This is a genomic window from Vibrio pacinii DSM 19139 (genome assembly GCF_000711795.1).
Taxonomy (GTDB): domain Bacteria; phylum Pseudomonadota; class Gammaproteobacteria; order Enterobacterales; family Vibrionaceae; genus Vibrio; species Vibrio pacinii.
The window spans coordinates 317354-325118 of the sequence record NZ_KL543977.1 but is presented as its reverse complement, the minus strand read 5'-3'; the positions used below and the strand labels follow the sequence as shown (position 1 = coordinate 325118).

Genomic DNA, 7765 nt, shown 5'->3' with positions numbered 1-7765 from the left:
TCATTATGCTCTTCAAGGCGAGCCAACTTCTTTTTCAATTCCCGAATTTCTATTTGCTCAGGGGTCATAGGAGAAGCTTTCGGTGTTTTCCCTTGGCGCTCTCCTCTAAGTTGGCGAACCCATTTATCCATCGTGGATTTACCCACATTCATGGCTTGGGCTGCTTCAGTCACTGAGTAGTTCTGGTCTAGGACTAACTGCGCTGCTTCTAACTTAAATTCTGCGCTAAATAGTCGTCTTGTGCGTTTTGTCATAGTGTCACCTGTTAACTTATGAGGTGATGATATCACCTCTAACTAAGTGACCAAATTCACTATGCCACTACACTGTTTGCATTATTGATATACCGTTCATTCGTAGTTCGGTAATCATGGCACCATTTCTGAACGCTACTTGGCCCTTTGGAATCGATGAACATATTCTTACCATCAACGACAACATTACTAATTCTGGTTGAGCTCTAAACCCTGAACAAAGAGTCTTGGCTGCACTACCTAATAGACCATATAGGCCTTCTTCTCTAAGCGAAGGAAGTACTTTTACAAGCTCTTCACTTTCGTCATAACAATGTGTACTACGAGAAGTGTTGGAAGAGTGAGCTTCTTTTAAATGTTTGGTTTTTGAGGTGTCCTCTGTATATTCTCCTGATATAGGTGGCTCAACCTCTGAGTCTTTATTTCTTTCATCGATAATGTTCGAATCTGTTCTAAAAATCATTCTTAAATTGTTTTTAATTCTATCAAGCAAAACGTTATTCCTTATCTAAATTTCACGAAATTTGTAGTCTGGGCTTTTATACTCTTTTATCTTTTCTACGTGTGAAGAGCAGATGTTATTTATGGCTAAGCTTAATATCCTTGCGTTATATGAACGACTGTATACACTTGTTGTAATTGAATTCGAACTATGACCAACCAATTCTCTAATGATATCTAGTCCAATTCCTTTTTGTTTCAATTCGTCTATAAAACTGTGTCTAAATGAGTGAGCACATTTACCTTTCTCAATACCAAGTTCCTCTCTTCGTCTCGCAAACCATTTAGAAGCAGACGAAGAGTAGTAACCTTCACTAAGAGATAGCCCTTCAAATAGCATGGTTCGCTCTCTTCTAGATTGAACAAAATCAATGAATCCAAGATCTAATAGTTTGTTATGAATAGGTACAAAACGAACTGAGTTTGGGCTTTTAACTCGTTGTCCTACAAATTCATTGCCGATTCTTATTCCCCAAATATCTTCATATTGGACGATATCATCTGTGTTTAATTGGCATAGCTCGTTAAGCCTTGCTCCTGTGAACCTCAGTAGAAGGGGTATCCAGTAATAATAGGTGTGAAAGAAAAAGCCCTTCTCGTAGTCAGACATGCCAAAAATTAGATTGATGTCATTGTCGTCAAGCTTGTATCTAACGTCAGTAGCGTTTGCTCTTCTTGTTTTAAGACGGTAGAAGTAATTTTTATCAATATAATCCCTTTGAACTGCCCAATTACAAAATGATGAAAATTCCTGTACACACTTTTTTACTGATCTATTACTGATTGCTTGAGAACCTAATATATTAGCCTCTTTAATCAGGTTGAGACCTTGTAGGTTTCTTAATATAGGGTTCTTTTTATAGTTCTTGGGGTATTTATATAGACAGTCTCTAATTTCTTCTGCATCTTCCCTATTCATTTCTCTTAAATCATGTTTTCCCCATATTTGAGAAACTCTTATAAGGTTAAATTCAATACCTTCTATTGTTTTTTGGGATAGTTCATTATCCCTTTTCTTGTAATCAATATACTTTTTAATCAGTGTATTTAAAGACTCTGTATGTAATTCACACCTTCGAATGGGTGAACATACTGACCGGATTGTTGTAATCAAAGATTTAACAACAAATCTGATTTTCCTTTTTATTTGAGTAAACATGAGTTCTCCATTTTTCGATAAATAATGGAGAGGGCCCTCTCATGCGGAGCACTATAACCTATCAACTTTTATTTAAAAGAGCTTGTTGGTTGTATTTTGTTCAATAAGACTGCTCTTGCTTTGTTTTTGTGACTTTGATCTTACTTTTTTTATTGAAAGTACAAGCAAAAAATGCTAGTAAGCTTTTTTTGCTTGTATAAGTTTTAATCTATTAATCAGGGCAATCTAAAAAATCGTTCTATATGTTTACTAGATACGCTTGAAATGGAATTTACCGCATCAGCTTTGGTCGATATATCAATTTCCTTTCCGTAACGTTCATATGAAATGGTCGATTGGGTGTGGCCAAGAAGCTCATTGGCTAATATTTCTGGTACCAACGCATTCTTTAAGCTACTTGCGAAAGTATGACGTAGAGAGTGGAAGTCATAGCCTCTAGTAAATCCAAGTGAGCTTTTATACCGACCGAACCATTTTGAAGCGCTAGTACCATAACCATCCCGTTCTAGTTTTAATTCATCAAAAATACGTTGTGATGGCTTTTTCTTTGCGAAATCTATAAAACCAAGTTCCTTCAAAGTTTTATGTAAGGGAACTAATCTTTCACTGTTTACATTTTTTAGTCTTTTGTCCGAAGTGTCAGCATTTATTGATATGCACCAGACATTATTGATCTCAACAACATCGTTAGTGTGAAGTTGACAGAGTTCATTCAATCTTGCCCCTGTATAGAGGCCTAATAGTGGAAGCCAAAACTGGTATGGGTGTTTGAAGTCGTGTTTTAAATAGATTGAAGAGCCAAACAGTTTTCTAAGGTCTTCATTAGAGTATGCATGCTTTGATTGGCTTATCTTTTTATCACTACGAAATTTAAAACCTTTAAATGGATTTACGTCCGTTAGTTCCATTTGAACACACCATTCAAAAAATGAAGATGCTTTCTGGATATAGTCTTTTACACTGTTTTGAGAAATAGTTGGAAGCTGAAGATCCTCATTAAGGTTAATAGCTTGAGAGGGTGAAAGTCCGCTAAATTGGCGATGTTTTTTAATATTGGATGGTAGTTTTGAAAGCAGCTGTCTAACTCGCTCAGCATCAGATCTACGTATTGACGATATGTGGTCTTGTCCTGAAAGCAAAAGAACCAACTTACATTTGGCAACAGCTCCCATGATGGACTTGTTAGATATGTACGAGGATTTGTATGCCTTATAGTCCTCGAGGCATTTTAATGGACTATGTTTAGTCTTTGGCTGACGTGTTCTTCCAAGTGAATACTGGAGAGGAGGTGCTTCATTTGATAAAGAGGATGAAGAGTTAAGTTTACCCCTAATCTCAAGCTCTAGCTGTAGAGCTTGAAGTTGAGCTTGGGCTTTGGTGGTGGCCTTGAGGTGCTTTTTCACCTCGTATCTATTTTCGAAATGATGGCGCTTTGATTTTGGGATCTGAAATCTAAATACCCAGATTCCAGTTTTGCTCAGTTTGAGATAGCGCATGTTTAGTACCTACTTTTAGTACAAAACTGCAAAAACTCATAGCTTAGAAACAAAAAGGGCGATAACTCAAAGAGTTACCGCCCTTTCCAAACGTTTGGTGGAGCTGGCGGGATTTGAACCCGCGTCCAAGAACCATTCATCATTGGTACTACATGCTTAGTCGATCTTTAATTTCACCAGTGACCTGCGAACCGACACGCCAGTCAAAAGCTATCCTGAATTAAAATTCGCCGTTCACCTCTCAGGCGGGAGAATCCGGGCTAGCGCGTTTGGATTTGATCCCTCGTTATTCCCCGTCTTACGTGCGGAAGCTAGGGCGAGAGAGCTCTGAGCAGGTTATTAAGCTGCTAGTGCGTAGTTTTCGTCGTTTGCGACTATTTTTTTGCGGCTTTTTACGTGGCAAACCGCCCCACGGCATGCACCTCAGACTTCAAAATTCCTGTCGAATCCTAAATCAGCCCCAAGTGTTGTACGCATAGTACCAGAAAAGTGTTACCTGTCTAGCTTAATGCGTTTAAGTGCTCAATATTAACGCAGCGAGCTCTTCATTACCCGTGCTTTTTCTCGAGCCCAATCTTTTTCTTTAAGATCAGTACGTTTGTCGTGCAGCTTCTTACCTTTGGCAACACCGATTTTCATCTTCACCCAAGAGCGAGACCAATAGAGCGATAGCGCTGCTAATGTCATACCCTCGCGGTTGACGCGGCCCAGTAAGTTATCGAGTTCACGACGACTTAAAAGTAGCTTACGAACACGCGTTGGGTTAGCCACAACGTGTGTTGATGCTTGGTTTAATGGAGTAATAGTCATGCCACTGACAAAGGCTTCTCCGTCACGCATAAAGACGTAGCTTTCTGCGATATTGGCTTTGCCTTCACGAAGTGACTTAACTTCCCAGCCTTGTAGCTCTAAGCCTGCTTCAATTTCATCATCGATAAAATATTCGTGGCGAGCTTTCTTATTGACAGCGATGGTATTGCTACCCGCTTTTTGTTTGGATTTTTTCTTTACCATAATGGGTGCATTATACGGGTACGAGTGAGGTTATGAAATCCCTTTATTTGCGCTTGGTGCAAATAAAAGTAAAATTAGCTCATGCTTGAGGTTCAGGCTGTATTACGAGGAGTCGATATGAAGCAAGTTAGCCGTTCTGCATTGGTGTCGTTTAGTGCACAGCAGATGTTCAATCTAGTGAACGATGTAGACCGTTATCCGGAGTTCTTGCCGGGGTGTTCGGGTTCACGTGTGATTGAGTCGAGCTCAAATGCAATGGTGGCTTCGGTTGATGTGGCTAAAGCTGGGATCAGCAAAACGTTTACCACAGCCAATGAGCTGATTCATGGTGAAGCGATCATCATGAATTTGGTTGATGGCCCCTTTAAGACGCTAAAAGGCGGTTGGTTTTTTACCCCACTTGATGAACAGGCGTGCAAAGTTGAGCTAAAACTCGAGTTCGAATTTTCAAGTAAGATGATAGAAATGGCGTTTGGCAAAATTTTCAACGAATTGACCAGCAATATGGTCAATGCATTCACTAAGCGCGCAAAGCAGGTGTATCCAATTTATGAGTATTGAGTCGAATATGATTCATGTTGAGGTGGTGTACGCACTGCCTCACGAGCAGCGTGTTTTTATGCTAGTGGTTAATAAAGAGATGACCGTTGAAGAGATCATCGCTCAATCGGGCGTGCTTGAGTTGTACCCTGAAATAGACTTAACCAAGAATAAGGTAGGCGTGTTTAGCCGTAATATTAAGCTCGATGCGACAGTAAATGATCGAGACCGGATAGAGATTTATCGCCCGTTGTTGGCTGACCCAAAAGAAATTCGTCGTAAGCGTGCCGAGCAAGCTAAGGCGGCAAGTGATGCTGAGGCTGTCAGTAAGAAATCACCGTCGAAGAAAGAGACTTAAAGCAAGACGCTTTGGTTGTTAAACAGAGATATCTCGTCCAAAAAGAAAGGGTTGACGCAAAACGTCAACCCTTTTTAATTTCTCGCTACTCGCTTAGTTAATGCTTTCGAAGAAATCATTACTTGGCGTGAAGTCACCAGAAATACTAACTAACTGACCGTTATCATTGAAATCAACAATCAGGTTCTTTTGAATCGAGTCGTTGTGGCCTTCAGTATGGTGGTAAATGTAGTACCAAATGTCTGGGTAACCATTTTCGACGAGCATCGGCGAGCCCAGAACATAACGAACTTGCTCTTTGGTCATTCCGAACTTGAGTCGTTCGACTGCGCTTTGTTCAACATAGTTGCCCTGGTTTATATCAATGCGGTACACAAGCTTTTCTAGTAAAGAGCAGCCTGTCAGCATTGTCATTGCGAGTGGTACAGCGATAAGCCACTTTTTAAATTGCATACTTAAATTCTTTGTAACGGATAATGATCAAACTCAGCCGATAATAAACAAGCTAGCGGCCAAAGTAAAAAGCTGAACGCGTTTTGCGTAGTTTGAGACCATGATTTTTGAATTTGGTTGCAAAGTAGAGCCAAAATTGCCCATAAAAACAGCTTTGGCTCGTAGAGTTAGACTAAGCGGCAATCAATAGCTCTTTGGCATTGGCTAGTGTTGAGTCTGTGATTTCGCTGCCACCGAGCAGGCGAGCGAGCTCGGTTACGCGCTGATCATCATCAAGACGGTGCATTTGGGTTTCTGTTTTACCTGCTTTGGTTTGCTTAGCAACAAACAACTGCTGATGACCACATCCAGCCACTTGAGGCAAGTGCGTGACACACATTACCTGAGTTGATTGTCCGAGTTTACGCAACATTTTACCAACTACCGCAGCCGTCGGGCCACTGATGCCGACATCAACTTCATCGAAGATTAGGCTCGGCGTTTCGACTTTCTGCGCGGTAATCACCTGAATAGCGAGTGAAATACGTGAAAGCTCTCCCCCTGATGCCACTTTAGCGATGGGCTGCATTGGTTGACCTGGGTTGGTAGAAACCACAAAGCAGACGCTATCCATCCCGAGCGGAGAGGGGTGTGCGCCTTCGTTACATACCTCAATACTAAATTTCGCTTTTTCCATGCTCAGTTCGTGCATGCTAGCGGTAATAAGCTTGTTTAATTCTTTGGCGTAACGTAAGCGTGATTTGTGCAGTTTTTCTGACGCAGTTAAGAACGCTTGATACTTGGCTTCAACCTCTTGTTGTCGCTCTTCGATACGTTCTTCCGAGCAGTCGAGTTGTTCAATCTGGGCGAGCAAATCTTGCTGATGTGGATAGAGCTCGTTTGGCATGACATGATGTTTTCTGGAGATAGACATCACTTTAGAAAAACGTTCTTCGACAAAGGCCATGCGCGCTGGGTCAACGTCGATATTATCTAAGTAGTTACGTAATTCACTGTTAACCTCTTCAATTTGAATGATCGCTTCAGTAACCATGTTCGGTAGTTCGGCTAAGTGATCATCAAGCTCAGCTAACTGAATTAGGGCGTGATTGGCCGATTGCAAAATACCAAGCGCATTAACTTCTTCACCTTCGTAAATAAGTTCGATGGCGTGCTGACAGGTAGAGGCAAGTTCACCGCTATTGGATAGGCGTTTGTGTTCTTGTTCGAGTTCTTCATATTCATCCTCGCCAAGAGAAAGTTCATTAAGTTCTTTGATTTGGTATTCAAGCAACTGCTTCTGAGCCATGTTAGCGGCACTGTTTTCTTTAAGTTGCTTAAGTTGGTTATCGGCCTGACGCCACGACTGATAGGCGTTACGTGTGCTTTTCAGCAAGTTGCTATGGCCTGCGTACTGATCAAGCATCGCCATTTGATACTCGCTCTTCATCAGTTGATGGTGTGCATGTTGGCCGTGGATGTTGATCAGCAGTTGTCCAAGTGATTTTAATTGAGAAAGGGGAACTGGACTGCCGTTAATAAAGGCGCGTGAACGACCTTCTTTACTGATTATGCGACGTAAAATGCAGTCACTACCATCGAGTAAGTCATTGTCTTCTAACCATCGAGTGGCGTTAAGGTTGTTCTCAAGCGAAAAAGCCGCACTAACTTCGGTTTTTTCTTCGCCTTGTCTTACCATGCTGGCTTCCGCGCGTCCGCCTAGACAAAGCCCAAGGGCATCGATAGCGATTGATTTACCCGCACCTGTTTCGCCCGTGATGGTTGTCATACCGGTGGATAGCTCTAGCTGTAGAGACTTAACAATTGCAAAATTATTAACACTTAGATGAGCCAGCATTTTGTTGTACCTGTTTTAATGAACAATACTGTATAAGAAAACAGTATATACTGTTTCTTTATACAGTAAAGTTCCAGACCAAAAATTTTGTGATCAGGTTCTAAAGTGTTCGGCGGCGTCAACCCGAAGCTGCGGGTTTGTCTTGCGCACGCG

At 41.3% G+C, this 7765-nt stretch carries 9 protein-coding genes and 1 other RNA gene; 2 read left to right on the top strand and 8 right to left on the bottom strand.

The annotated features are described in order from the left end of the window. From BS19_RS18085 to smpB, 6 genes are all read right to left on the bottom strand, one after another. The coding region (locus BS19_RS18085; RefSeq protein WP_038177243.1) for an IS3 family transposase at window positions 1–254 on the bottom strand (254 nt) is incomplete at its 3' end. 67 nt (window positions 255–321) lie between these two features. Continuing rightward, window positions 322–747, bottom strand: a complete 426-nt coding sequence (locus tag BS19_RS18080) for a hypothetical protein (RefSeq protein ID WP_038177241.1) — start codon at window positions 745–747, stop codon at window positions 322–324. A gap of 15 nt (window positions 748–762) precedes the next feature. Further along, window positions 763–1914, bottom strand: coding sequence for a site-specific integrase (locus BS19_RS18075; protein WP_051686575.1), 1152 nt, complete (start codon window positions 1912–1914; stop codon window positions 763–765). Between the two features lie 215 nt (window positions 1915–2129). Beyond that, entirely contained in the window at window positions 2130–3317 is a 1188-nt protein-coding gene (locus BS19_RS18070; RefSeq protein ID WP_245609308.1) for a site-specific integrase, read from the bottom strand. A gap of 188 nt (window positions 3318–3505) precedes the next feature. Next, window positions 3506–3872, bottom strand: a transfer-messenger RNA (tmRNA) gene (gene ssrA, locus BS19_RS20065). 66 nt (window positions 3873–3938) lie between these two features. Continuing rightward, the gene (smpB, locus tag BS19_RS18065) at window positions 3939–4424 is read right to left on the bottom strand and encodes an SsrA-binding protein SmpB (protein WP_038177239.1); all 486 of its coding nucleotides are present in this window, start codon (window positions 4422–4424) and stop codon (window positions 3939–3941) included. Between the two features lie 117 nt (window positions 4425–4541). Here smpB and BS19_RS18060 point away from each other — a divergent pair, with 117 nt between their 5' ends. Further along, entirely contained in the window at window positions 4542–4985 is a 444-nt protein-coding gene (locus BS19_RS18060; RefSeq protein ID WP_038177237.1) for an SRPBCC family protein, read from the top strand. Next, window positions 4975–5322 (top strand): RnfH family protein, encoded by a 348-nt coding sequence (locus BS19_RS18055; RefSeq protein ID WP_038177236.1) that lies wholly within the window; start codon window positions 4975–4977, stop codon window positions 5320–5322. Before BS19_RS18060 ends, BS19_RS18055 begins: the two co-directional genes overlap by 11 nt. 93 nt (window positions 5323–5415) lie before the next feature. Here the strand turns inward: BS19_RS18055 and bamE are convergent, their stop codons facing one another. Both bamE and recN read right to left on the bottom strand, forming a co-directional pair. After that, a complete protein-coding gene (bamE, locus tag BS19_RS18050; RefSeq protein WP_038177235.1) occupies window positions 5416–5775 on the bottom strand; it encodes an outer membrane protein assembly factor BamE in 360 nt (119 codons plus the stop codon). A 172-nt stretch (window positions 5776–5947) separates the two neighbouring features. Next, window positions 5948–7612, bottom strand: coding sequence for a DNA repair protein RecN (gene recN, locus BS19_RS18045; RefSeq protein ID WP_038177233.1), 1665 nt, complete (start codon window positions 7610–7612; stop codon window positions 5948–5950). Between the last annotated feature and the right edge of the window lie 153 nt (window positions 7613–7765).

What these genes read in the sequence shown, in the direction of transcription:
- BS19_RS18075 (WP_051686575.1), bottom strand. Translation starts at nt 1,914, where the DNA reads ATGTTTACTCAAATAAAAAGGAAAATCAGATTTGTTGTTAAATCTTTG.
- smpB (WP_038177239.1), bottom strand. Translation starts at nt 4,424, where the DNA reads ATGGTAAAGAAAAAATCCAAACAAAAAGCGGGTAGCAATACCATCGCT.
- BS19_RS18060 (WP_038177237.1), top strand. Translation starts at nt 4,542, where the DNA reads ATGAAGCAAGTTAGCCGTTCTGCATTGGTGTCGTTTAGTGCACAGCAG.
- BS19_RS18055 (WP_038177236.1), top strand. Translation starts at nt 4,975, where the DNA reads ATGAGTATTGAGTCGAATATGATTCATGTTGAGGTGGTGTACGCACTG.
- bamE (WP_038177235.1), bottom strand. Translation starts at nt 5,775, where the DNA reads ATGCAATTTAAAAAGTGGCTTATCGCTGTACCACTCGCAATGACAATG.
- recN (WP_038177233.1), bottom strand. Translation starts at nt 7,612, where the DNA reads ATGCTGGCTCATCTAAGTGTTAATAATTTTGCAATTGTTAAGTCTCTA.